Here is a 25,082-nt window from a genome sequence, read left to right as displayed (position 1 = left end):
CATGCGGGTCGTCATCGACGCGATGGGCTCGCCCGACCGCTCGGGCGGCATGAACCTGTACGCCCGCGAACTCGTGGCCTCGTGGGCGGCGGGCAACCCCGATGACGCGATCACCGTGATCGCCGGCCCCTGGGCAGCGGACGCGTTCGTCGGTCATCCGAACATCGCGGTGCGCGTCGTTCGGAGCGGTTCGAGCGCCGCGAGGGCATGGACCCAGCTCGTCTCGTCGGGCGTGGTGTTCCACCGCTCCCGCGCGGACGCCCTCGTGTCGCTGAGCCCCCTGGCCTCACCCCTCGTGCCCGCGCGTCACCGCGCCGTCGTCGTGCACGACTGGCGCCACGAGAGTCGCCCGGGTGAGTTCGGGGTCGCGCAGCGATGGTACCGGCGACTCTGGCGATGGTCGGCCCGGACAGCGGGCACCACCATCGCGATCTCCGACAGGACGGCGGCGGAGTCGCGCCGCCATGCCCGTCCGCGCCGTCTGGTCGTCGTCGAGAACGGCGCCGACCACCCGCGCCGGTGGCGAGCGGTCGTGCGCCGCCCCGGTGACGAGGTGACGCTCGTCACCTACGGCCATTTGCCGAACAAGCGCCCGGAGGCCGTCATCCGGGCGCTCGCCCTCGTGCCCGACGGCACGCTGTGGGTGCTCGGCGCTCAGGGACGGTACCGGCAGTCGCTCGAGCAGCTCGCCGCATCGTGCGGTATCGCGCACCGCGTGCGACTGCCCGGATTCGTTCCGGATCAGGAGTACCATCGACTCCTCGCGACCGCGTCGGCCGTCGTCCTCAATTCGTCCGACGAGGGCTTCGGCTTCCCCGTCGTGGAGGCCGGCTACTTCGGCATCCCGGTCATCGCGGCGGCCGACAGCGGCCTGCACACCATTCATGGACGCGCCGTGCGGGTCTCGGCGCCCGACCCGCGGAGCATTGCCGAAGCGATCCTGGCGGCCGTGCGGGACGCGCCGGGGCACGCCACGGCAGCGCGGTCGTGGGCGCGCTGCGCCGAGGAGACCCGAGCGGCAGTCGCGGGCGGCAGCCGGCCATGAACATCAATCCCTGGGTGCCGCCCCTCGTGCTGCTCGGCGCGGCGTTCATCGTCCTCCTCGTCGGTGAGCCTTCGGACCCGGTCGCGCTGGGGCTGGCGAGCTTCTCCGCACTCATCGCACTGACAGGTGCCGTGCAGTCGGCCGCGCACGGGCTGCGACCCGCCGCCGCGGCGTTCTATCTCTTCTGGTTCGCGTGGCTGGGAGTCGGTCCGATCGCCCAGCTGACCCTGGGAAGGGTGGCGTGGGGCGACACGCGGGCGCTGGCCGATCCCGCCGCTGTGCACCTCGCGCTCGTGCTCACGGCACTCGCGATCGCGTGCTTCTCGATCGGTGACCTCGCGACCCGCGCGCGCGCGAGTCGTCCGAGTCTGGCGGCGCGTGCGTCGATACGCCCAGGTGTGCACGCTCTCGTCGTGGCCGCTCTCATGCTCGTCGGGCTCAACGCCGTCCGGGTGCTGGGACTGGACAGTCTCTTCGCGAGCCGCACCGAGCGCGGCGATGCGCTCGACGCGGCGGGTGGGTCGCTCTCCGATGCGGGCGGCGTGGTGTACGCGCTGTACACGGTGCTCCCGTCGGGCCTTGCGATCGCGGCGACGCTCCTGGGCCTGTACCGCCTGCAACTTGCCGCGAGGAGCTTCGCGCGCGTCCACGTGCACGAGCTGGGGCTCTTCCTCGTCGGGTTCGTCGGCCTCATCCTCTTCGCCAATCCGCTCTCGCAGACGCGCTTCATCGCGTTGCTCGCATTCGGCGCGTTCGTGCTCGCGGCACTGCGCCCGCGCACGCCGGGCGCCGGCTTCGTCTTCCTCGCCGTGGGGGCGGTCGCGACGCTGCTGCTGTATCCGCTCGCGAGCGCTTTCCGGCGCGGCTCGTTCTCGGCCGCCGAGGTCACGGCCGACACATTCGCATCGGCCGACTTCGACGGTTTCCAACAGGTCGTGAACACCCTGTCGTACGTGCAGACGCACGGTCTCGCCGCCGGCCATCACCTCCTGTCAGCGGTTCTCTTCTTCGTGCCGCGCTCCGTCTGGCCCGACAAGGCCACGATCGCCTCGGCCGATGTCGCCACGCACGCCGGCTACAGCTTCACGAATCTCTCGCTTCCCATCCATGCCGAGCTGTACCTGCAGTTCGGTGGGGTGGGCATCATCGTCGGCATGGTGCTGCTCGGCATGCTCGCCTCGAGGGTCGACTCCGCATGGCTGCATGCCCCGCTGTCGAAGTGGGCGATGCTCGCGCCGCTCGTGTCGATGGCGATGTTCGGCGTGCTGCGCGGACCACTGGGCGCTCAAGTCCCCGCGTACCTGCCCGCGATCCTCATCCTGCTCGTCGCCGTGCGCTCCGGCGCGCCGCCCACCCCCGGGAGCGACCCCGTCGCGGACTACAGAGTCCACCCGGCAGGTGCGCGATGATCGCGCCCGTCGACGTCGTGGTCACGTGGGTCGACGACCGCGACGCCGCGTGGCGTGCGCTGCGCGACGAGCACCTCGCACGTTCCGCCGCCGACCCGTCGGACGTCGCCTCGTCGGATCGCTTCCGCGACTGGGACCTGCTGCGCTTCTGGTTCCGCGGCATCGCGGCGCACTGCCCCTGGGTGGGCACGGTGCACCTCGTGACGCAGTCACCACCGCCGGACTGGCTCGACACGACCCATCCCCGCGTGCGGATCGTGCGGCACGAGGACTTCATCCCCCGCGAGTACCTCCCGACCTTCAACTCCCGCACGATCGAACTCAACCTCCACCGCATCGAGGGCCTCGCCGACCGCTTCGTCTCGTTCAACGACGACATGTTCGTGCTCCGTCCGATCGACCAGACCCACTTCTTCCGCGGCGACCTGCCCGTCGGATTCGCCGTCATGAACGCCCTCTCGCTGGGCGACAACGTCTCGCACGCGATGCTCAACGACGTCCACCTCCTCAACGCCCGCTTCGCCAAGCGGAAGGTGATCCGCACCTCGCCGCGCCGCTGGTTCACGCCGCGCTACGGCCGGGGCGTGCTGCAGAACCTCGCGCTCGCACCGTGGCCGAAGTTCACCGGTTTCCTCAGCCACCACCTGCCCTTGCCGATGCGGCGCGCGACGATGGCCCGCGTCTGGGACGAAGCCGGTGCGCAACTGGAGCGCACCTGCCGCTCGACGTTCCGCAGCTTCACCGATGTCAACGTGTTCCTGTTCGCATGGTGGGCGCTGTGCGAGAACGCCTTCGCCCCCGCGAACCCGCGTCGGTACGGCACGTTCATACAGCTGGACGACGCCTCGATCGCCCACGCCTGCGCTGTGATCGCCGGCGCGCGCACGCCCATCGTCTGCCTCAACGACGGCCCGCTCGACTTCGAGCCCGCCCGCGCCCGTCTCGCGGTCGCCTTCGCCGCCCTCCTCCCCGCGCCGTGCGAGTTCGAGCGACACCAGGAGACATCATGATCGAACGCATCCTGATCACCGGTGGTGCCGGATTCATCGGAAGCCGGCTCGCCGCGCGGCTCCTGGCCGAGGGCCACGAGGTGCGGGTGCTTGACTCTCTCAGCGAGCAGGTGCACGGTGCTCGCCCGGGCAGAGCTTCGCTTCCGGCACCGGTCGAACTCATCCAAGGCAACGTGCTCTCGTGGACCGCTCTGCAAGCGGCATTGCGAGGGACGACCGTCGTCGTGCATCTCGCCGCCGACACTGGCACGGGCCAGTCGATGTACGAGATCGACCGCTACGTGCAGACCAACGCAGGTGGCACGGCGCGCCTCCTCGACGTGCTCGCGAACACGCGCCACACCGTGCGACGGATCGTCGTCGCATCCTCCCGAGCCGTCTACGGTGAAGGCGCCTACCGCACAGCGGACGGGCGCATCGTGCACCCCGGCCCGCGCGCGGAAGCCGACCTCGTTCGCGGCGATTTCGACGTCCACCTATCTGGGGAGGACGTTCTCCTGCCCGTTCCCACGACTGAATCGGCACCGCCGCGCCCTTCGAGCGTGTATGGGATAACGAAGCACGTGCAGGAGGCTCTCGTGACGACGGCGGCCCCGGCGATCGGTATCGAAGCCGTGGCGCTTCGGTACCAGAACGTGTACGGCCCGGGTCAGTCGCTGACGAACCCGTACACCGGCATCCTGTCGATCTTCTCCGGGATCCTCCGTCGCGGTGCCGAGGTCAATGTCTTCGAAGACGGACGGGAGAGCCGGGATTTCGTCTTCGTCGACGACGTCGTCGAGGCGACACGGCTGGCCGCGCTGCACCCCGCCGCGCGGGGCGTTTACAACGTGGGGTCCGGGACGTCCACGACGGTCGTCGAAGTCGTCGAAGCACTGGCCGCAGCCTTCGACGTCGAAGCCCGCATGCGCATCTCGGGCACCTACCGGGCCGGCGACATCCGTCACAGCATCGCCGACAGCGGCCGCATACATCGCGTGCTCGGATGGATGCCGACCACGACCTTCGCCGCGGGCGTGCGGCTCTTCGCCGAGTGGGTGCGCGACCAGCCGGCCGACCCCGACGGCTACGAGCGGTCGCTCGTCGAGATGTCGGCCCGCGGGCTGTTCAAATGACACCCGTCGCACCGCGCGACGTCGCGGCGAGCAGCGCGAGGACGTCGGCGGCATAGGTCTGCGCGATCTGGCGATCGTTGCCGCCGCTTTCGTTGGCTCGGTACAGCCCCGTCGGTCTCGTCCCGGGCACCCCGAGGAACTCCGCGGGGCGGGGCCGCACCTGCGCGATGCGCAGGCCGGCGCGAACGGCGAGACAGTGCAGCCACACGTCGTCGGCACGGGGAGCGCGCTCCAGGAATACCGTGCCGGCCTCCCGCACGACGTCGGCGAACGAGCGCGGATAGAGCACACCCGACACCCCCGTCGCGAAGTGCAGCGTCGACGGCACCGTACTGCGGCACGGCGTCCATGACGTGTACGGCAGGATGCGCGGCGGCGGGCCGGTGTCGTCGAACCGCACGACGCGGGCACGGAAGCACACGATGGCGCCCGGCAGGCGGTCCGCCGCCCGGCGGAGCTCTGCCAGCCAGCCGCGGGGATAGAAGACGTCGTCGTCGGCGGTCGCGAAATCACGCTCCGGTCGTGATGCGATCAGCGGCCAGTACTTCGTGTGCGGGCCGAAATCACCCGCTTCCCGCACCTCGAGACCGCGCGCGACGAGTCGGCGCAGCGTCGGCGGAAGCGGGCGGGCGTGATCCTCGGGCGCCAGCCACAGCACGATCCGCGCGGGACGCAGGCTCCCCCGGCCGATCGACTCGACGGCCAGATGCGCGCTCCCGAGGCGGGGGCCGTGTGTCGTGAGCGAGACGATCGGGCCGTCGCCGGTGACGGGCGACCTCGACACCCGGTTGCGGATGCCGAACCGCACGCGCAGCGCGCGACGGGCCACGCCGTTCCACACTCGTCGGGCCATGGTCGTCACGCGTCATCTCCCTTGCGCGCCCGCGCTCGCGGAAACAGCGCCAGCACACCGCGGACGTCGGCGAGCCGGAACGCATAGAAGGACGAGATGGGGATGCCCGATGCCCGGCGGAGGAACAGGAGGTTGAGGTTGCTCGCGATCAGGCTGCCGACGAGCGTTGCGACGGCGGCTCCGACCGCGCCCCACGCCGGGACCAGGACGAAGAAGACGGCGACGTTGACCACGCAGGCGACGACGAGGCTGACGCTGCGACGACCCGGCCGACCACGCGCCGAGAGCCCCGTTCCCGCGACCGACCCGGGGTTGCCGAGGACCACGGCGGTCAGGAGCACCACCAGAGGGGTGAGCGCTCTTTCGAACTCCTCGCCGAAGAGCACCGGCAGCCAGAGCCACGCCGTGGCGGCGATCGCAACGGCGACGGCGCCCGTCGCGATCGTCGACATCCGCGACGCGCGCGCAAGGAGCTCGTTGTCGCCGCGGGCCGCATCGTGGGTGAACATGACGTCGCGCACCGCGGCGTTCACGACGAGCGGCGCCTCGCTGATCGTGACGGCCACGGCGTAGAGCCCCAACTCGTACGCGCCACCGACGGGGACGAACAGCAGCTGGTCGACGCGGATGAGCAGGATGCCGGCGACGGCACCGATCCACGACCGCAGGCCGTACTGCAGCAGCTCACCGGTGCGCGCCGCCGCTTCGCCGGGATCACCCGACGCCGGTGACCCGCCCGACCGCAGCCCCACGTACACGAGGCCTCCCACGACGGGAGCGAAGGCGACGACGATAACGGCGGCCGCGACCGTGAGTGCATCCGCACCGAAGAGCACGGCGATCGCGACCACCTTGACCGCTGACGCGATGACCCGCTCGGCGGCGATGAGGCGCCACTGACCGAGACCGGCCGCTCCCGCCTGCACCACCGCGATCAGCACGGTCGGAACGATCGCGAGGGCGCCCACGAGCATGTAGCCCGCGAGCGCGTCATCCCCCGCGCTCAGCAGCGCGGCGGTCTGCACGGCGACGCCCAACGCGACGAATCCCGCGAGCAGCACGAGCACGCCGCCGCGGCGCAGTGCGACCCCGAAGAGCCGGGGGGTGCGCGCCACGACGTAGGTGACGGCCGACGGAATCCCCAACGGGGCGATCGTCACCGCGAGCAGAAGCGGTGCCGTCGCGGCAGCGAGCTCTCCCCGGCCGGAAACACCCAGCCCCACGGCGAGCAGCGGCGCCGTCACGAGAGCCGCCGCCGGAGGGAACGCGCGCCCGACCATCATCGTGACGAGGCCGCGCCGTAGTGTCGGTGCAGACCCGCGCCCCCCGCCCTGAGCCGCCATCCGTCTCCCCCGCCAGCCCGCCCACCCCCGTGGTGGCAGTCAGCCTATGTCTAGAAGGTCCAGTTCCGCGACAGGGAACCTCAAGGTAAAGTGTGGGCACTTGGGGGCAGCATGGGGATGCGAGGCGACACGATCGGCCCGCGCCGACGGGGGACGAGAGCCACCGTGGCATGGGTCGCGTTCGGCGTGCTCGTGGTGTTCCTCGCCGGCGCCGCCTGGATCGGCATCCGCGCGGCCCTGGCATATGGCCACGTGCGCGCGGCGCAGGCCGCGGTGACTGACGCGCGGAGTCTGCTGGACGATCCGGCCTCCGCGGTGAGTGTCCTCTCCGACATCTCCCACCACACCGCCGCCGCCAGAGTCCTCACGTCGGACCCGGTCTGGCACGTCGCCGCACGATTGCCGTGGCTCGGCGCGCAACTGCACGCCGTAGGCGCTCTCACGGCGGCGCTCGACGAGTCGGTCAGCGGCGCGTTGACGCCGCTCGCCGCGTCCGTCTCGCAGCTCGACTTCGCCGACCTCGGTCCGCGCGGCGGCCGCATCGACGCCGCGCCGCTCGCGGGCATCGGCCCCGACGCGCACCGTGCCGCGGTGCGGCTCGACACGGCTCTCGCGACGGTCTCCCAGATCGATCGCCGCGCACTCGTGGCCCCGCTGCGCGATGCTCTCGACGAGGTCGCGCAGCTGCTGACGGTCGCGCAAGGTGGCGCGGATGCCCTCGCCCGTGCGGGCGTCCTGCTTCCCGGGATGCTCGGTGCCGAAGGCCCGCGCGAGTACCTGCTCCTCTTCCAGAACAACGCGGAGTGGCGCTCGCTCGGCGGCGTTCCCGGGGCGATGGCGCTCGTGCGCGTCGACGACGGCCGGATCGAACTGGTCGCGCAGGAGTCCTCGCCCGACTACCCCCGCTACCGGGAGCCGGTGATGCCCCTCGGACCCGAGATCGAAGCGGTCTACGGCGCGAACCCGGGCAGATGGATCCAGAACATCACGCAAGTGCCCGACTTCACGATCGCGGCGGCGCTCGCGCAAGAGATGTGGGCCGAAGAGCACGATGGGCTCCGCGTCGACGGCGTCGTCTCGTTCGATCCGGTGGCCCTGTCCTATCTCCTGAGCGCAACGGGACCCATCACCACCGCGACGGGGGACCGGCTGACGGCAACCACCGTCGTGGATGTGCTCCTGCGCGACTCCTACCTCCGCTTCGAACGGCCCGCCGACCAGGACGCGTTCTTCGCAGCTGCTGGCGCGGCCGTCTTCACTGCGGTGACCGAGGGCGACCTTGATCCGTCCCGTCTGCTCACCGCCCTCGGTCGCGCAGCCGAAGAGCGGCGGTTACTCGTATGGAGCGCAGACGCGGCCGAGCAGGCGGTCCTGGACGAGACGGTGCTCGCAGGCCGTCTGCCCCGAAGCGATGCCGAGACCGCGCGTTTCGGGGTATATCTCAACGACGGCACCGGCTCGAAGATGGACTACTACCAGTCGGCGGCCAGTTCGGTGCACTGGCGGTCGTGCGAGCTCGCACAGACCGGCGGCGCCACGGGGGTCGCCGAGATCTCGGTGACGATCAAGAACAACGCGCCGGCGGATGCGGCATCCCTCCCGCGGTACATCACCTCGGGCGGCAAATACGGACTCGACCCGGGAACCGTACGCACGGTCGCCTACCTCTACCTCCCCCCGGGATTCGACCTCGTGGACGCCTCCGTCACGGGTGACGTGGGCTTCGGCGGCGGCGTGCACGACGGACACCGCGTCGTGAGCGTGAGCGTGGACGTGGTTCCAGGCGCAACCGCGACCGTGACACTCGCGGCGCACACCCGTGAAACGTCGGCACCGACGCTCGCCGTCGTCTCGACGCCGACGATCGATCCACCGCCCGCCGAGGAGGCGATATGCCAGGCCTAGACCCCGACACCGAGTCCCACGCGCCATCGCACGGAAGCGAGAGTGCAGTGTGGAACAATTCGGACAGGATCCAGGAAGAGGAGGGCCCGATGAATATCGGCGCGAAGGGTGCCCGGGCCGTCGTCATCGAGGACGACGAGGTCGTCCGTGAGCTGCTCGTGGACATCTTCGAGTCGGCGGGTGTCCAAGCCTTCGGCGCCTCCAACAGCGCCGACGGCGTCGAGGCGGTGCTTGAGCATGAACCGCTCATCACCACCGTCGACATCAACATGCCCGGCATCGACGGATTGGAGACAACGCGCCGCGTCCGTAACCGCAGCGCGACCCACATCATCGTCGTCTCGGCGCTGACAGAAGAGGCCGACGCGGTCCTGGCGCTGTCGGCGGGCGCCGACGACTTCGTCGCTAAGCCGTTCCGCGCGCGCGAGTTCCGCGCCCGCGTCGAGGCGGTGCTGCGGCGGGTGAAGGCCGACGCGTCGGCGGATGCCTCGACACCCGCCGACGGTCCCGCCGCAGGCGAGGCGCCCGCCGTCCTCGCGTACGATGACCTCGTCGTCGATCGCGCGACCCGCATCGCCGCGCGCGGTGGCGACGACGCCGGGCTCACGCGCACGGAGTTCGACCTGCTCGTCGCCCTCATGGAGACAGGCCAGCGCGTCCGCACGAAGGAAGAGCTCGCCCTCGCCGTGCGCAGCCAGCGCGGCAGCTCCGATGCGGAGGTGTCGGACGTCGAGATGAGGACGATCGAGACCCACATCGCCAAGCTCCGACGCAAGCTCGACGAAGACCCGACCGCCCCTCGGTACGTCGAGACCGTGAGAGGCGTGGGGTATCGCCTCACGGGCAGCGCGACTCGGCAATGACGACGCCCTTCGAGGAGGAGCCGTGCCGACCGGGGTGATCCCCGCGGTCGACCCCGCGTTCGATCTGCGCGGGACCGACGGGGGCATCCGCACGGTCTGGATCTGGCAACTGCTGTTCGCCGCCGTCGTCGCGATCATCATCATCGTCGGCTACCTGCTCGATCCCGCGGTGCTCGGCATTCCGCCTCTCGTGATCGGCGTCGCGGGCGTCTTCGCCACTACTATCGCCGCACTGGTGATCCCCTGGCGTCGCCTGCCCGAAGGCGCCATCGTCTGGCTGCCGTACCTCGACATCCTGTGGGTGGGCCTGCTGACGTTCAGCACCGCGCTGCGGATCTCACACCTGTGGGTGTTTCCCATCACGTGGCTCGCGGCGCAGTTCCCGCTCTCCCGGCTCGTGGCGGGTCTGGCCGTCGTCGCGGTCATCACCCTCATCGAGGTGCTGGCGAATGAGTCGTCGCCCGCGAGTGCGCTGCGCGTGCTCATCGCGGTGCTGGCGCTGGCCTTCGTCGGCGTCGCGGTCCATGCCACGGCGCGGCAGGCACGCGCGTATCGCACGCTGCTCATGCGCCAATCGCGTCGCATCCATCATTCGCTCGACACAGTCTCGATCGAGCGCCGCCGCATCAGCGACATGCTCGACGCCGTCCACATTGCCATTGCCCAGGTCAGCACCACCGGAGAACTGCTGTCGGCGAACTCCGCCTACCGCACGCTGTACGCGATCGACGAGTCCGACCCGAGCCAGCGTGCACACTCCATCGAGTACGACGGGCTGCGCGGACGGGCCCTCCGAACCGGCGAGCGTTCCTATGCCCGCGCGATGCGCGGCGAGGAGTTCGAAGACGAGCGTGTCTGGCTGTTCGATCCGGACGGTCGCTGGCATGCGCTGTCGATCACGACCCGGCATCAGCAGCCGCGGCCGGGGGAAGAAGACAGCACCGTGCTCATCGCGGAGGACATCACGGAGGTGGTGGCTGCCGACAAGCGTCGCCAGGCACTCGCCGCGCAGGTGTCGCACGAGCTGCGCAATCCGCTCACCGGGATCCTCGGTCACACCGACCGCCTTCTGGAAAGCGATCGCATCGATGAGCGCGAGCGCAAACGCCTGCTCGTCATTGAGGAGTCCAGCGAGCGCATGATGCACCTCGTGTCCACGATCCTCTCCTCCCAGCCCGACGCCACGACGCGGGCCGACCGCGATGCGCGCGCCGTCACCGATCTGCGCGCCGTTGTCGAGGCCTCCGTCGAGTCGTTCGCCGTGAGCGCGAACGACCATCACGTACGGCTGTCTCTGGATGCCGGGGAGCCACTGATGATCTGGGGGGATGCCTTCCGCCTGCGACAGCTGACCGACAACCTCCTCGGCAACGCGCTGAAGTACACCCCCGCAGGCGGGACGGTGCACGTCAGCGCCCGCCACGACGGATCGACGGTCGAACTGAGCGTTGCAGACACCGGCATGGGGATCGCGGCAACTGAGCTCCCCCACATCTTCGAGCCCTACTTCAGATCCGAGACCGCCGTTGAGAGCGGCATCGCGGGCACGGGTCTCGGGCTCAGCATCGTGCGCACGATCGTCGAGGCGCACGGCGGAACGATCCATGTCGACAGCGAACCCGGCGTCGGCACGACGATCACGATCCGGATCCCTGCGGAGGCGCCATGACGACCGCGACGGTGGACGGCTCGGTCATCCTGGCGGTACTGGCCACGCTGACCTCGATGATGATGATCGGGCTCGGCTTCCTATATCGACCGTCGGTGGCGACTCTGCTGTGGTCGCTGATGTTCCTGCTCGTGATGATCTCGAGCTTCGGCGTGCTCATCTCCGACGCGACCGGGATGCCGACCCTCGCGGAGGTGTCGGAAGGCGTCGTCATGGCGGCACCGGCGTTCGTCTGGTCGGGTCTGCGGGTGGCGCGCGGCGCGCGCGGGTACATGTGGGTGGGACCCCTCGTGGCGGCCGTCGCCGCGACCGCGCTCGCCACCAGCATCCACGCGCCGTGGCACTCGCTCATCTACTCGACGTCGTACCTCCTCGCCTCGACCTGGGCGGCGCTCTCGGTCCTCGAGCTGATCCGGAGGCATGAGCACGACGCGAGCCGACTGCTCCCGCTGCTCATCGTGTCGGGTGTGCTTCCCCTCATCGGCATCGCGAGCGTCGTCGCCGCCATCGTCAACGGGCTGTCCGGCAACGTTGAGCACGTGCTCCCCGACCTCAAGGCGATCGGCGTCATCGCCTACCTGACGTGCGCTCTCGTGTCGCTGCTGGGCCTCGCGCGCAATCCCGTCGAGGCCGGGACGTTCGAATCCGGGGAGTTCTTCCCTCATACGGCGAGGGATCGGCTGGCTCGAGCCGAGGCGGCGGGAGAGACGACCTGGAGCCTCATCGCGCTGTCGCTCGACGACACCGACGCTCTGCGGATCGCGGGCGGCGAGGACGCGTTCCGCCGCATCGTCGACCGCCTCGGCGCCGACGTGCGCGCATCGTTCCCCGCGGATTCCGACATCGGCGGGGACGGCGGCGCCGGCTTCCTGGTGCTGCTGTCGCGACCCGAAACCACGGTGCGCGACTGCATCCGAGATCTGCTCGAGCGTGTATCCACGGTGCAGACCGACCAGCCGCTGGCCGTCGAGTTCTCGGCGAGCGCCGGATCGGCGTCGGTGCGCACCCACGGCTACGACCTCGACGCGCTCGTGACGGCCGCACAGACGGCGATGGACAGCGCCCGCGCCGCCGGTGGGCACCGCTGGTCCACCGCAGGCGCCGTCTGAGCGGGATCGGCACGGCAACGCTGGACTCATCCGGTCGTTTCTGGGGAACCCGCTGGTGGAGCCCAGACCTCGCTCAGCGAACCCCGCCAGCGACCGGCGGGAGCGTCAGTCCGACTGCCCGAGTTCCAGCACCAGCGCGATCAGCTGGCGGGGACCGGCCTTGTTCACCAGGCGGATCTCGAGACGCTCAAGCTCGTTGGCGTCGAGGGTCCCTGACCAGCCGGTCCACAGCACGATCGGAGTGGTGTCGCCGAGTGCCCGGCGCGCGGTGGCCACCGAGGTGCCGGAGCCGGGGGGCATGTTCTGATCGAGAACCAGCACGTCAAAGGTTTCCGCCGCGAGAACGGCCAGAGCTTCTTCTCCGGACGCCACCATGGTCACCACGCAGCCGCGCCGGCCAAGCAGTTCTGCGGTCATGTCGCGGATGTCCGGGTCGTCGTCTGCGAGAAGAACTCTCAGCACGGTCGCCTCCTCGGAAGGCGCAACGCGAACACCGAGCCCTCCGGACCGGTGGACTCCAACTCCAGTGCGCCTCCCTGCGCTTGGGCGGCGGCTCGGGAGATGTGCAGCCCGAGGCCGTTGCCCTTCGCAGCCGTAGTCGGGCCAAACGCCTCGAAGAGGAGCGGTAAAACCTCAGGACTCACCCCCGATCCATCGTCGACGACCCGCACAACGCACAGGTCGTCGTCACTCTCTATCCGGATCTCGATATGGGTGCGGGCCACCCGCTCCGCGTTCTCCACGAGGTTATGAAGGATCTGAGCGGTGCGTCGGTCGTCACACCACACTTCCCGTTCTGGGTCCCCGGTCACGCGAATCGCGATCTGCTCGTGCTCGGAGACGATTTCGCTGATGATGTCCTTGAGGTCCACTGCCCCGACCCGGATCGGGAGCGGCTCGCTCATGTTCAGTCTCGACCAATCCAGGAATTGCGTCACGAGTCGGCTCAGCTGGGCCGCACGCACCTGGGCACGGGTCAGGATCCTGCGGCGACGCCCCTCATCCATGCTGGGCTCGCTGAGGAGGTCGAGGGCGCTCGTAATGACGGACAGGGGCGTCTGCATGTCGTGGCTCACGCCAGCGAGCAGCGCGCCGCGTGCGTTGCTGGCCGCAGCGGTCGCGCGGTACTCAGCGAGTTCGAGGTTCATGCGGCACCTGGCCAGCAGCTCTCCGGGTGTGAACGGCTTCACCACGTAGTCGTCGGCCCCCGCCTCAATCGCTCCCGCTGCTGCCTCGGACCCCGCCACGGCGGAGAGCAGCACGACCGGAATCCTGCGCAGTGACTCGTCGCTACGAATCGCCTGCAGGAGGGTCAGCCCGTCCATCCGTGGCATCATCACGTCGGTCACCACCAGGCTCACCTGTTCGGACCGGAGAATCTCAAGCGCCGCAACCCCGTCCGGGACGGCGGTGACCGTCCCCAGGTCGCTGAGCAACCGGGCGAGCCGCGAGCGGAGCGCGGCGTTGTCCTCCACCACCAGGATGGCAGGTCCATCCCGTCCCAGGGGCGGCTGCTGGCCCACACGCACGATCTCCTGGTCGTCGGACGCCACCAGGTCTTCCGCTATCGCCATGGCCACATCGACGTGGGGGCTCCACCGGGAGGCGGGACCCGTGCGAACCAGCGGCAGCGTCACCTCGAAGGCGGAACCCATCCCCGGCTCGGAGCGCACCGTCGCTGTGCCGCTCATCGCCCGCGCAGCCTCGGCCACGAGAGCGAGGCCGAGGCCGGTGCCCTCCACGCTGCGGGTGTCGTCGTCCCTAACCCGGTGAAAGCGGTCGAAGACGTGTGGGATCTCCGAGGAGGGTATGCCCACCCCGGTATCGGAGACGCGGAGGACCAGTCGGCCGTCGCGGGCGGCGACCATCACACGAACCGAGCCGCGCAACGTGAACTTGATCGCGTTGGCGACCAGGTTGAGCACGATCTTCTCCCACAACTCCGGATCAACGAGCACCTGCCCGAGGGTCGGATCCAGATCGCTGTGCAACTGAAGCCCGGTCCGCCGAGCAGCCAGTTCGAACGGTCGGAGCAGGTCCCCAGTGATCTGAGCGACATCGATCATCTCCGGTGTGGCGACCATGCCACCTTCCTCGATCCTGGCTACGTCCAGCAGTGTGTTCACCATCCAAAGGAGCCGCAGCGCAGTGGATCTCATCACCTCGGCCTCGGCACGTTCAATCGCCGACGCCCGCCCGTCAACGACGTCCTGCAAAGGGCCGAGGAGGAGGGTGAGCGGGGTCCGGAACTCATGGCTGACATTGGACAGGAACGCAGTCTTCGCCGCATCGAGCGCAGCCAGCGCCTCCAGGCGTGCACGTTCACGATCTCGTGCCGTCGCCATGCCCAGGATCTGCCCGACCTGGTCGGCGATCAGCTCCAGGAACCGATCCTGGTCGGTGTCCGCTGGCCGGAGCGGGTGAGGGAACAGCGCTAGCACGGCCTCGACCTCGCCCTGTCCGTGCACGGGAATGGCAACCCACGACGTCGGAAGTCTGCCCGCCGGCGGCGGCCCGTTCTGGGCGCGGACGGGCGACCGCCCCTGCCACGCGTGCACCACCGGATGGGACGACGACTGAATTCGCTCAGGGAACTCCGCACACCCGACTTCTCCGAAAACCCCCAAACGTCTCATGATTGGCGCGGCGCCGTCCGACGGCTTCGTGCGGGTGTAGAGCGCTCCACCCACCAGATCATCGCTCGCGCCGGACAGGACCTGGAGGGCTGCGTCCATAGCCTCGTGGGGCGCGAGCGCCCGGTCGACCTCCAAAGCCAAGCGGTGCAGCAACGCGAGGCGGCGAGCCGCCACCACCTGGCGGGTGGTGAGGGACATGACCGTCAGCACTCCACCGGGACCTTCGTCATCCGGGACGTGGGAGTACGAGAACGTGAAGAAATTCTCTGTCAGGCCGCTCGCCAGCTCGATGGAGAGGCGGAAGTCCTCGAGGTAGACCGCCGGCCCTCCGGCGAGCACCGACCGCTGCATAGGACCGATGTCGTCCCAGATCTCCGCGAACACGTGGCTGAGCTTTTCGCCCAGCGCAGGGTGCTTTGGCCCGACCGTGGGAATGTAAGCGTCGTTGTAGAGCATCACGAGGTCCTCGCCCCACGTGAGCACCATCGGGTAGCGACTCCGCAATACGAGCCCCACCGCCGTCCGAAGTGCGGCTGTCCAAGAGCTGACGGGCCCCAAGGGCGTCCCGGACCAGTCGTGTGCAGCCACTGCTGACGCCATCTCGCCCTCGCAATCGAAGAGCGGGTCGGGAGGCGACATGGGGGGAGCCTAGCCTAAGGGGTGCCGCGCTGGAGTGCGTGCTCGGCGCCTGCCTCCGTCGGCCCGCGTGAGAGATTGATCGAAAACACGTGCTGACCGCACCCGCGCCGCGGGCAGCAGCAAAGCTGCCATCTACCGTCGGTGGCCGGGCAAGATCGACCTCGCCGTCGCCGCGGTGCGCGCGCTCGAGTTCGGCCGTAACCCGGAGCTGTACGAGGCCGCCCGCGAGGCCATCGGCGGTCCGCCGTTCGCGGCGATCGTCGCCGTGATCGAGCGTGGGATCGAGCGGGGCACGGTGGCCCCCTCCACGCCGGTCCCGCTGATCACGAGCATCGTTCCCTCGGTGGCCTTCGGCCGCGTGTCCATACAGCGGCAGGCGCTCGACCCGGCGACGGTGCAGGACCTCGTGGACCGGGTACTGCTTCCCGCGCTCACCGCGACGCATATGGGGCGAACTGCGAAATCAACGCCCTCCCGTCAGTCGTCACACGCTGATTCGTCGAAGGTCGTGCGGTGGGCGGCGATCTCGCCCTTGTGTCGGGCGACCCACCCCGCCAGAGCCAACACCGGCTCGCTCAGGCCAAGGCCGAGCGGGGTCACCCGGTACTCGACCCGCGGCGGCACCTGTGCGTAGACGGTCCGCTCGACAAGCCCGTCGCGTTCGAGAGATCGCAGGCTCAGCGTGAGCATTCGCCGCGAGATGCCCGGAATCGCGGAGAGGAGCTCCGTGAATCTATGCGTCTTCTGCTCGAGCAGCCCGATGATGATGAGCGTCCACTTGTCGCCCACCCGGTCCAGGATCGAGCGGAACAGGAGCGGGTCGTCTTCCGTACAGATCTGAAGCATGGTTTGCGGCGCGGCATCGGCCATCGGATCCTCCACTCGGTCACATGGGGGTGACTGGGTAACGTTGCAGTGACTGGTTATCGCATAGTACACAAGTAACTATGAGTAACCAAGCATCAGTCTCCCTCAGCCCTTCTTGGTCGGAGTCACGCATCAACGACCCGGCGCCCGGGGCACTCCACTTCGGGATCGGTACGTTCGCCTTCCAATCGGAGGGGCCGGCCGGGACGGTGAGCGGCGCTCAGGTCATCCGCGATGTCGTCGAGGAGGCCGTCACGGCGGAGGGGGTGGGCCTGGACTCCTTCGGCATCGCGGAGCACTACCGCAAGGGAATGATGGACTCCGCGGGACCGGTGATCCTGGGCGCCATCGCCGCGCGCACGACGACTCTTCGAGTCGGCACAGCCGTCACCGTCCTGAGCACGCAGGACCCCGTGCGCGTCTACAACGAGTTCGCCACGCTGGACGCGCTTTCGCACGGTCGCGCCCAGATGATCGTCGGGCGCGGTTCGGCGATCGAATCGTTTCCGCTTTTCGGTTTCGACCTGGGGGACTACGAGGACCTGTTCGAAGAGAAGCTCGGTCTGCTGATGCAGTTGCTGCGCAGCCAGCCGGTCACGTGGACGGGCAGATTCCGCCCGCCACTGTTCGAGCAGGTACTCGAGCCCACCCTTGCTCCGGGTGCAGTGCCGGTGTGGGTCGGCGTCGGCGGCAGTCCGCAGTCCGTCATCCGTGCTGCCCGTTTCGGGCTGCCGCTCATGCTGGGCATCATCGGGGGGACCATCGAGCGATTCGCACCCCTGACCACGCTTTATCGCCAGGCGCTGTCCGCACTCGACCAGGTCGATCAGCCCGTCGGCATGCACGTGCACGGCTTCATCGCGGATAGCGATGAAGAGGCCATCGAACGGTTCTGGCCGGTGTGGTCCGGCATGATGAACGCCGAGGCCCCGAAGCGCGGCTGGGCTCCGTTCCGCCGTGATCGTTATGACGCCGAAGTAGCGGGTGGCGCGCTCTTCGTCGGCTCCGCCGAAACCGTGGCCCGACGCATCGCGGCCTCGATGGGGCTGCTGGGTGCCACGCGCTTCGATTTCGTTGCGGCCGCGAGTCGCATGGATCACGCCGCCAAGACAGACACCATTGAACGCTTCGGGCTCGAGGTCGTTCCCCGTGTGCGCCGGCTCCTGGCTGACATGGGACAAGAGAACGCGGGTGCAGCGTGAGGGCCGCCGACGAGCGGCGCGCGGGCGCGTCTGGGATCCGTCGCATCGCCATTCTTGGTGCCGGACGCGTGGGTACGGCCCTTGCCCGAGCGCTCGTCGACGCAGGATACGACGTGACGATTTCCGGGTCGGGCGATCCGGCGCTCGTTGAGATAATCGTCTCCGTCGTCGCACCCGGTGCCCGCGCGGCCTGGGCCGAGGAGTCGGTGTCAGACGCGGACATGGTCATCCTGGCGCTCCCTCTGCACCGGATCAAGACCGTGGATGCCACGATGCTCGAGGGACGACTCGTGGTCGACGCCATGAACTATTGGCCGCCGGTCGACGGACAGATCGCCGAGTTCGATGGAGCCGTGGACGGCACGAGTTCGGTCGTCCAAGCGCTTCTGCCTGGAGCCCGTGTCGTCAAGTCGTTCAATCACACGGGTTATCACGATCTGGAACCGGATCGCCGGCCGTCGCGGCATCCGGACCGTCGAGCGATCGCGGTCGCCGGCGACGATGTGAGGGATGTCGCGATGGTTGCCCAGGTCATCGAGCGCATCGGGTATGACGCCGTCCAGGTTGACTCACTTGCCGCGGGACGCCTGCTCGAGCCCGGTGAAGCGCCGTTCGGGGCCCGTCTTGACGCCGGGGCGCTCACGGACGCGGCGCATGGTGCACCTCTTGTCCATGCAAGCCCGAACTAAGCACCTCCTCGAAGGAACTGGAGAAGATCGTGGAACTAGGTGTCGGTGCTTTCGGTGATGCTAGCCGCGATCCCGCGACGGGATCGCGCGTGTCTGAAGCGCAAGCGATACGGAATGTCGTGGAATCGATCGCGCTCGCCGAGGAGGTGGGACTCGATTGGTTCGGAGTCGGCGAGCACCACACCCCCGAATTCCCGGTGTCCGCTGCCGCACCGGTGCTCGCTGCCGCAGCCGCGCTCACGTCCCGCATCAAACTCTCCAGTGCGGTCACGGTCCTCAGCACCGACGATCCCGTCCGGGTCTACCAGCAGTTCGCCACGGTCGACGCGATCTCGGGCGGCCGAGTGGAGATGATCCCCGGACGCGGGTCTTCCATCGAGTCGTTTCCGCTCTTCGGGTACGACCTTCAGGACTACGATCGCCTGTTCGCTGAGAAGCTCGACCTTCTCATCGAAGTGAACCGATCCGCCCGCGTCTCGTGGCACGGGGAGACTCGGCCGGCGCTGACCGGCCAGTATGCCCCTCCGCGAGCTGAACAGGGCCCCATCCCGATCTGGCTCGGCGTCGGGGGAAACCCTGGCTCCGTCGTCCGGGCGGCTCAACTCGGCCTTCCGATGGCGACCGGCGTGCTGGGAGGAAGCGCGATCCGCTCCGCCGCGAACGCTGAACTTTATCGCCGCGCGTCGGCTCACTTCGGCAATTCACCCCAGCAGACGCTGGTCATGCTCGGGTCACCGGGCTTCGTCCTCGAGAACGGCAACCACGCGCGCGAAACGTGGTGGCCGCACTGGCATCAGTTCATGAAAACCGTCGGGGAGCAGCGCGGCTTCAGTCCTCCGACGCGGGATTCATACGAGCGCGACACCGGCCCGCAAGGAGGATTGCTGGTCGGTTCACCGGAGGAGATCGCCGAGCGGATTCTGCTCATGCACGAACACTGGGGGCATGTGCGCCAGTACATCCACATGGACATGGGGGCAGTGCCCCAGCGTGAGCTCCTCCATGCGATCGAGTTGTTCGGAACGCAGGTGCGCCCGATTGTGCAGAGCGAGCTGGGCGGCACCTCCGTCGACGCACTGATGGGACGCTCGATCTCGGCGTGAGAACCGGGCGCTACCCTTCTGTGGTGTCGTGGAGATTGGCGGTCACCAACGCGTCACGCAACTGAGCGCGGGTGGTAATGCCGAGCTTCGGGAAGACCTTGTAGAGGTGCCCGCCGACCGTACGGGGCGAAAGGTGCAATCGGGTGCCGATCTCCTTGTTCGACAAGCCGCCGGCGGCGAGCTCCGCGATCCGAGACTCCTGTTCGGTGAGATCGGCGACGTGCATCACGGCCCCGCGCTGGCATGCGCGCAACTCGCTGTGCACCCGGTCCATCCAGGCGCCGGCCTGCACCGTCTTGAACTCCACCTCGACACGAAGGAGCTGGCGGCGGGCCTCGGCGGTGCGGCTCAGCCGCCTGAGGCGTTCGGCGTAGACGAGGCGGAGGCGGGCGCATTCGTATACGAACGGCAATGTCTGCGCACGGGCGAGGAGATCCTCCGCGGGCGTCAGAGTGTTGCGCGCGGCGATCGCCGCTTCGCAGGCGGCCAGCACAAAGGCTGCCCGTTCGGAGTGATGCGGGCGCAGAATCTCCCGGGCCTGCTCCACCCGTGCGACGGCCTCCTCGTGCTGCTGGAGCAGCAGCGCGTAGTCGACGAAGTCGAAGATTTCCACAGGACCGCACGGGCCGACCGTGAGGTCGAGGATGTCGGGCTCCCGTGTGGATAGCAGGGCCAGGGCATGCTCGTAGTTGCCCTGCGGTCCTTCGATCATGACGTCGACCGAGTCCAGAACCAGCCGAAGCCGATAGGCGCGCCGCAGCGCCGGCTCGGAGCGGATGCGATCCAGGCGCTCCCGCGCCGCGGCACGTTCGCCGCGGAACGCTTCAAGAAGGGCGAACAGAGCCTCGGCATTGAGCCGCATCAGCGGGGCGGGCACGATGCTCGTCGTATCCATCGCGACCTTCAACTCTGTGTCGAGCATGCTCCAGTGGTGGTTGTGGGCGAGCGTCACCGACACCCACGTCGCCGCGACCGTTCGAACGAGCCGGTTGCCCGCGCGCGCACCCAGCACGGCAGGGGCGGAATATTCCAGGCGCATGTCGCGGAATGCGTCCAGCAGCGAGGACATGCACTCGGCCAGCTGCGACCATCCCCGCCCGTCGGTGACGGGCGGATCCAGGTGCGGTTCGAATGCCGTATTCGGGGCGCCGATAGTACGCACGATGGCCACGAACGCGGGATGCGCAGGCGACGGCGCGGCCGAGAATGCTCGGAAGAATCCTTCCCAGGAGGTCGGATCGCCGTCGATGATGTTGGCGAGCGCGTAGACGGCGAGGGCCTGTCCGGCTGCGCTCGCCGTGATGCCGGGCTCCTCCAGACGTGCGAGAACGGTAGCCCGCGCGGCGACGGTGTTGGTCTCGACGAGCGCTTGTCGCAGCGCCCTGGCAGGGGCGCTGTCGCGGATGAGCACCTTGGTGTCGCTGGGGGTGAAGTTCCTCATCACCCGCTCGGCCTCGGAGAAGTCGCCCTCGAACGCGGCGATGTTCGCTGCGGCGGCGGCGAACGAGGCGGCTGCGGTGGGAGTAGGGGCGGCGTCGGCGGCGCTGACGAGGCAGACCATCGCCCATGACGGTCGGTCCGCGCGCGCGAAGAAATCGGCCGCAGCAACCAGGTCGGTGGGCTCGACCGTCTCCCGGGCCAGGAGCAGGTGGAGCGCACCACCGTGCCGGTCCGAGGGGCCTGAGAAGCAGAGGCGTCCGGCAACCCGATGATCGTCGAGGTCAGCGCCGGCGAGGACTGCAACGCGGTGCACGTCCGAACTCCAGGTGATGAGCCCCCCGCGCTCCACATCGACGAACCCGGTGGCCGAGGCAGCCGCAGGATCCAGCGGCACAACGCCCGCCACACCCTGGAGGGCGAGCGCGAGCACATGAGCGCGAAGCTCGGGCGACAGGGCCTGGAAGTCAGCGGCGGCGGCCACGCCCTCGGCGGTCAGATCGCTGAGCCGGGGAAGGACCTCCGGCCAGCGGTCTCGGCGGGACAGGCGCGCGATCACCGCTGCTGGCGCCGCCTGCGGGCCGAACACATCTTCGACGTGCCGGAGGATGAGCGCGGACGGTGCAGGTGCGTCAGTCGCCGGCGGTGTTCGCGTCACCATGGTTCATTGTACGAAAAGGGCCTCTGACCTGCATCCCTTAGTCCGCTATCGACGACCGCGGAAGACTTTCCGACGGACGACTCCCGTGACCTGCCCTGACCCGCTGATGACTCGAGTCAGTCGATCGACTCTTCCCGCCCGTTACGCGGGCGGCAGATCATCGCCATGTGGGTACACCGCCGCCCACCCCCGGATCATCGATAGGAGATGACATGAGCAAGCATGTGCTCGAGAAGGAGGGTCAGGCGTTCGCCGACGCAACCGCCCAGCCCCCGTACCTGTACAAGATCGGCCCGGAAGCGGCGAGGAAAGTCCTCGACGACGTTCAGGCCGCACCGATCGACAAAGTCGACGTCGATGAGCGGTGGGTGACTGTTCCGGCTGAGGTCGGGGATGCTCGGGTCCGCATCCTGCGCCCGAAGGGCGCGACCGAGGTGCTTCCCGTTGTCCTGTACATCCACGGCGGCGGCTGGATACTCGGCAACGCCGGTACGCACGACCGGCTCACCCGCGAACTCGCGGCCGGCGCCTCTGCGGCTCTCGTCTTCGTGGAGTACGACCGCTCGCCCGAAGCCGCGTTCCCCGTCGCCATCGAACAGGCCTACGCCGCGGCACAGTGGATCGTCGCGAACGCCGAAGCGGAGAAGCTCGACGCCACCCGGCTCGCGGTTGCAGGCGACTCGGTGGGCGGTTGCATGGCCACCGCCGTCACTCTCCTCGCCCAGCGCCGGGGGGACGTCACAGTCATCCATCAGTCGCTTTACTACCCCGTCACCGATGCAGCGCAGGACACCGACAGCTACCGGGAGTTCGCCGACGGGCCGTTCCTGACGGCGAAGTCGATGGCGTGGTTCTGGGACGCCTACACGCCTGACCCGGCGGCGCGGGCGGACCCGATCGCGTCCCCGCTGCGCGCGTCCGACGAAGAGCTCGCGGGACTGCCCGAGACGTTCATCATCGTCGACGAGAACGACGTGCTCCGCGACGAGGGCGAAGCCTACGCGCGCCGGCTCACAGAGCTGGGCGTTCGGACGACCTGCGTCCGCTACAACGGCATCCTCCACGACTTCATGATGGTGAACCCCCTGCGATCGTCTGCGGCCGCGACTGCGGCAGTCGAGCAGGCCATTCATGTGCTGGGCAAGGCGCTCGGCACCCACGACACGGGCCGCTGACCATGTCTCCCAACAGCAACACCACGGTCGTCCTCGTGCACGGCGCATTCGCCGAGAACTCCAGTTGGAACGGCGTGATCGAACAGCTCGCGCAGAACGGCGTGCGCGCACGCGCAGCATCCAACCCGTTGCGCAGCCTGACCGGTGACGCGGAGTACGTCGCCGACCTCGTGCGGGGCGTCGACGGGCCGGTCGTCCTGGTAGGGCACTCCTACGGCGGCATGGTGATCACGCAAGCGGCGGCTTCGGCCGAGAACGTCGAAGCGCTCGTGTACGTCGGCGCCTTTGCACCCGACACCGGGGAGTCGACGTCTCAGCTCACCGACCTCTACCCCGGAAGCTCCCTGGGTCAGACTGTGTCGGCGTTGCCGCTGACCTCTGGAGGGACCGACCTCACCATCCGCACGGAGCTGTTCCACCAGCAGTTCTGCGCGGACGTCGACGACGCCACGGCGGCCCTCATGGCCGCGACCCAGCGTGCGATCTCCGATCGTGCGCTGAGCGAGCCGCTGGCCACGTCGTCGCCGGCGTGGCGATCGATCCCGTCGTGGTTCGTGTCCGGCGGAGCCGACAGAAACATCCCTGCTGCCGCGATCGCGTTCTTCGCCGCGCGCGCCGGTTCGAAGGGCACGACGGTCGTGGCGGAGGCATCCCACGCGATCGGCGTCTCGCAGCCGGATGCCGTGACCCGCACGATCCTCGCCGCCATCACGGGGTGACCCCTCGACAGCACACGTCTATCGAGTCGGCGACCGCTATCTCGACAACGCTCCCGCGAGTGAAGCTCCGCGGGCCACGAAAGGAAGGGAAACATGAGTCACACGGATCACATCATCAGGAACGTCGTGCTGGTGCACGGCGCGTTCGCGGACGGTTCCGGCTGGCGGCGGGTCTACGACACGCTGACCGCCGAAGGACACCGGGTCACGATCGTGCAGAACCCGCTCACCTCTCTGCAAGACGACATCGCCGCCACAAAAAGGGTGCTCGACCTGCAGGAGGGCCCGACGATCCTCGTCGGTCACTCCTGGGGCGGCACGGTGATCACCGAGGCCGGCAACCACCCCGCCGTCGCGGGACTGGTGTACGTGTCCGCCCTGGCTCCGGACAGCGGCGAGAACACGGCCACGCAGTACGAGGGGTTTGCGCCCACCCCGAACTTCACCATCGATGTGGGAGAGGACGGGTTCGGGTTCCTCAATCCCGACACCTTCAAGATCGGTTTCGCGGCGGATGCCAGTGACGAGGATGCGGCGTTCCTGCGTGACTCGCAGGTGCCGATCAACATGTCGGCCTTCGCCACCCCGGTGGCGCACGCCGCGTGGCACGACAAGCCGGCTTGGGCGGTCATCGCCACCGAGGACCAGTCCTTCGACCAGGCGATGCTGAAGCACATGGCTGAGCGGGCGGGCGCGGAGATCACCTACGTCTCGGCCAGTCATGCCGTCTTCATGACTCAGGCCCGCGTCGTCTCGGAGGTCATCCACACCGCAGCCGAGCATGCGCTGGCGACGGCGCACTGAGGGAACCGATCTCGATCCGTCGAAGCGGAGTTCTCCGCGAGAAGGCTCCAGGTCGCGTCATTACGCGGACCTGGAGCCCTTCTCTGAGCTGAGGCGGACCGGTAGCGTCGGGACGGTGACCACCTCATCGATGGATCCCGCGCGGCCGAGCACGACATCGGCGCGATCCGAACGCGCGGCGACGGCGGCAGTTGCGGTCGTGGTCGTGGTCGGAGGACTCCTTGCCTTTCTCTTCGCGGGGGGCTCAGTCGGCCTTATGCGCGAAACGCTCCACTTCAACTGCTCGTGGAGCATCGGCGGTGAATGGGGCGCGGACGGAAGCTGGGCGTGCGGGGACGGCATCGGGTACCTCGGGGTGCTCGTCGTGCTTGGCGGGATGTCGGGGGTGCTGCTGCTTGCCGGGCTCGTCGTCGCTGTCGTCCGGCCGTCGACCGCCCGCTCGGCCGTGTATCTCGTCTTCGCGGCAGTCTCACTGGCATGGGTCGGCTCCTGGACGTTCTATGCCGCAACTGCGTACACCGGCGCCCGACCGGCCGGCGAGACCGGGGCGAGCCTGTGGATCTCCGCCGTCCTCCCCGGTCTCGCGACGTGCGCGCTCGCACTGCTCATAGGGGCTGTGGGCGCCTTGACGTCGCGCCACTGGTCGCCACTGGTGCTGTGGGTCGGCGTGGGTTTGATGCTCCTGGGCACCGCCCTCGCGCCCGGCATTGCCGTCGCGTCCTTTGTCTCCGGCGCGATGCTGACAGCTGCCGGCGTCGACCGGCACCGGACGCGCTGACCACCCGTTTCAAGCGGCGCCGCGCGCGCACGCTCGACGGCGAAACGGCTC

Annotated in this window: 21 protein-coding genes and 1 pseudogene; 16 read left to right on the top strand and 6 right to left on the bottom strand. The window is 68.9% G+C overall.

Annotation, left to right across the window (positions count from 1 at the left end):
* Position 1 precedes the first annotated feature (1 nt).
* The 4 genes from QNO11_RS01475 to QNO11_RS01460 are packed head-to-tail and all read left to right on the top strand — an operon-like array spanning position 2 to position 4,579.
* A complete protein-coding gene (locus tag QNO11_RS01475) occupies positions 2-1,045 on the top strand; it encodes a glycosyltransferase (protein ID WP_257508958.1) in 1,044 nt (347 codons plus the stop codon).
* The gene (locus tag QNO11_RS01470) at positions 1,042-2,454 is read left to right on the top strand and encodes a hypothetical protein (protein ID WP_257508957.1); all 1,413 of its coding nucleotides are present in this window, start codon (positions 1,042-1,044) and stop codon (positions 2,452-2,454) included. Before QNO11_RS01475 ends, QNO11_RS01470 begins: the two co-directional genes overlap by 4 nt.
* The gene (locus QNO11_RS01465) at positions 2,451-3,464 is read left to right on the top strand and encodes a stealth family protein (RefSeq protein WP_257508956.1); all 1,014 of its coding nucleotides are present in this window, start codon (positions 2,451-2,453) and stop codon (positions 3,462-3,464) included. The genes QNO11_RS01470 and QNO11_RS01465 overlap by 4 nt, the downstream gene beginning before the upstream one ends.
* Positions 3,461-4,579, top strand: a complete 1,119-nt coding sequence (locus QNO11_RS01460; RefSeq protein WP_257508955.1) for an NAD-dependent epimerase/dehydratase family protein — start codon at positions 3,461-3,463, stop codon at positions 4,577-4,579. Before QNO11_RS01465 ends, QNO11_RS01460 begins: the two co-directional genes overlap by 4 nt.
* Here the strand turns inward: QNO11_RS01460 and QNO11_RS01455 are convergent.
* Together QNO11_RS01455 and QNO11_RS01450 are read right to left on the bottom strand one after the other, a co-directional pair.
* On the bottom strand, positions 4,572-5,441 hold the full coding sequence (locus QNO11_RS01455) for a hypothetical protein (protein ID WP_257508954.1): 870 nt from the start codon (positions 5,439-5,441) through the stop codon (positions 4,572-4,574). The two genes, QNO11_RS01460 and QNO11_RS01455, sit on opposite strands and share 8 nt — an antisense overlap.
* Complete coding sequence (locus QNO11_RS01450) at positions 5,438-6,715, bottom strand: lipopolysaccharide biosynthesis protein (protein ID WP_257508953.1); 1,278 nt, start codon at positions 6,713-6,715, stop codon at positions 5,438-5,440. The genes QNO11_RS01455 and QNO11_RS01450 overlap by 4 nt, the downstream gene beginning before the upstream one ends.
* Positions 6,716-6,940: 225 nt before the next feature.
* On the opposite strand from QNO11_RS01450, the gene QNO11_RS01445 reads away from it, so the two are divergent.
* From QNO11_RS01445 to QNO11_RS01430, 4 genes are all read left to right on the top strand, one after another.
* Positions 6,941-8,680 carry a DUF4012 domain-containing protein gene (locus QNO11_RS01445; protein ID WP_257508952.1) on the top strand — a complete coding sequence of 580 codons (1,740 nt, stop codon included), beginning with the start codon at positions 6,941-6,943 and terminating at the stop codon, positions 8,678-8,680.
* 89 nt (positions 8,681-8,769) lie between these two features.
* Entirely contained in the window at positions 8,770-9,543 is a 774-nt protein-coding gene (locus tag QNO11_RS01440) for a response regulator transcription factor (RefSeq protein ID WP_257508951.1), read from the top strand.
* Between the two features lie 22 nt (positions 9,544-9,565).
* A complete protein-coding gene (locus QNO11_RS01435) occupies positions 9,566-11,212 on the top strand; it encodes a sensor histidine kinase (RefSeq protein WP_257508950.1) in 1,647 nt (548 codons plus the stop codon).
* Positions 11,209-12,321, top strand: coding sequence for a diguanylate cyclase domain-containing protein (locus QNO11_RS01430; RefSeq protein WP_257508949.1), 1,113 nt, complete (start codon positions 11,209-11,211; stop codon positions 12,319-12,321). Before QNO11_RS01435 ends, QNO11_RS01430 begins: the two co-directional genes overlap by 4 nt.
* A 105-nt stretch (positions 12,322-12,426) precedes the next feature.
* Here the strand turns inward: QNO11_RS01430 and QNO11_RS01425 are convergent, their stop codons facing one another.
* Together QNO11_RS01425 and QNO11_RS01420 are read right to left on the bottom strand one after the other, a co-directional pair.
* Entirely contained in the window at positions 12,427-12,783 is a 357-nt protein-coding gene (locus QNO11_RS01425; RefSeq protein WP_257508948.1) for a response regulator, read from the bottom strand.
* Positions 12,777-15,413 (bottom strand): ATP-binding protein, encoded by a 2,637-nt coding sequence (locus tag QNO11_RS01420; protein WP_257508947.1) that lies wholly within the window; start codon positions 15,411-15,413, stop codon positions 12,777-12,779. The genes QNO11_RS01425 and QNO11_RS01420 overlap by 7 nt, the downstream gene beginning before the upstream one ends.
* A 358-nt stretch (positions 15,414-15,771) precedes the next feature.
* On the opposite strand from QNO11_RS01420, the pseudogene QNO11_RS16260 reads away from it, so the two are divergent.
* Positions 15,772-16,002: pseudogene (locus tag QNO11_RS16260) on the top strand (TetR-like C-terminal domain-containing protein); the annotation flags it as partial.
* 71 nt (positions 16,003-16,073) lie between these two features.
* On the opposite strand, the gene QNO11_RS01415 reads toward QNO11_RS16260, so the two are convergent.
* Positions 16,074-16,466 (bottom strand): winged helix-turn-helix transcriptional regulator, encoded by a 393-nt coding sequence (locus QNO11_RS01415; RefSeq protein ID WP_285169576.1) that lies wholly within the window; start codon positions 16,464-16,466, stop codon positions 16,074-16,076.
* Positions 16,467-16,543: 77 nt separating this feature from the next.
* Here QNO11_RS01415 and QNO11_RS01410 point away from each other — a divergent pair, with 77 nt between their 5' ends.
* From QNO11_RS01410 to QNO11_RS01400, 3 genes are all read left to right on the top strand, one after another.
* Positions 16,544-17,665, top strand: coding sequence for an LLM class flavin-dependent oxidoreductase (locus tag QNO11_RS01410; RefSeq protein ID WP_257508946.1), 1,122 nt, complete (start codon positions 16,544-16,546; stop codon positions 17,663-17,665).
* Positions 17,662-18,354 carry an NADPH-dependent F420 reductase gene (locus QNO11_RS01405; protein WP_257508945.1) on the top strand — a complete coding sequence of 231 codons (693 nt, stop codon included), beginning with the start codon at positions 17,662-17,664 and terminating at the stop codon, positions 18,352-18,354. The genes QNO11_RS01410 and QNO11_RS01405 overlap by 4 nt, the downstream gene beginning before the upstream one ends.
* Before the next feature lie 89 nt (positions 18,355-18,443).
* Positions 18,444-19,457, top strand: a complete 1,014-nt coding sequence (locus QNO11_RS01400; protein ID WP_257508944.1) for an LLM class flavin-dependent oxidoreductase — start codon at positions 18,444-18,446, stop codon at positions 19,455-19,457.
* 10 nt (positions 19,458-19,467) lie between these two features.
* Here QNO11_RS01400 and QNO11_RS01395 read toward each other — a convergent pair whose 3' ends face one another.
* The gene (locus QNO11_RS01395) at positions 19,468-21,483 is read right to left on the bottom strand and encodes a helix-turn-helix transcriptional regulator (protein WP_285169575.1); all 2,016 of its coding nucleotides are present in this window, start codon (positions 21,481-21,483) and stop codon (positions 19,468-19,470) included.
* Positions 21,484-21,767: 284 nt separating this feature from the next.
* Between QNO11_RS01395 and QNO11_RS01390 the strand changes: the two genes are divergently transcribed.
* The 4 genes from QNO11_RS01390 (at position 21,768) to QNO11_RS01375 (ending at position 25,031) form a co-directional block, all read left to right on the top strand.
* Positions 21,768-22,730 (top strand): alpha/beta hydrolase, encoded by a 963-nt coding sequence (locus QNO11_RS01390; protein ID WP_257508942.1) that lies wholly within the window; start codon positions 21,768-21,770, stop codon positions 22,728-22,730.
* Positions 22,731-22,732: 2 nt separating this feature from the next.
* Positions 22,733-23,449 (top strand): alpha/beta fold hydrolase, encoded by a 717-nt coding sequence (locus QNO11_RS01385; RefSeq protein ID WP_257508941.1) that lies wholly within the window; start codon positions 22,733-22,735, stop codon positions 23,447-23,449.
* Positions 23,450-23,542: 93 nt separating this feature from the next.
* The gene (locus QNO11_RS01380) at positions 23,543-24,253 is read left to right on the top strand and encodes an alpha/beta fold hydrolase (RefSeq protein ID WP_257508940.1); all 711 of its coding nucleotides are present in this window, start codon (positions 23,543-23,545) and stop codon (positions 24,251-24,253) included.
* A 115-nt stretch (positions 24,254-24,368) separates the two neighbouring features.
* Positions 24,369-25,031: a hypothetical protein gene (locus QNO11_RS01375; RefSeq protein WP_257508939.1), complete on the top strand. Its 663-nt coding sequence runs from the start codon at positions 24,369-24,371 to the stop codon at positions 25,029-25,031.
* The last annotated feature ends 51 nt before the right edge of the window (positions 25,032-25,082 follow it).

It is taken from the genome of Microbacterium sp. zg-B96, assembly GCF_030246865.1.
In the GTDB taxonomy this organism is placed as follows: Bacteria; Actinomycetota; Actinomycetes; order Actinomycetales; family Microbacteriaceae; genus Microbacterium.
The sequence above is the reverse complement of the archived record's forward strand: the minus strand, read 5'-3'. Positions and strand labels throughout refer to the sequence as shown.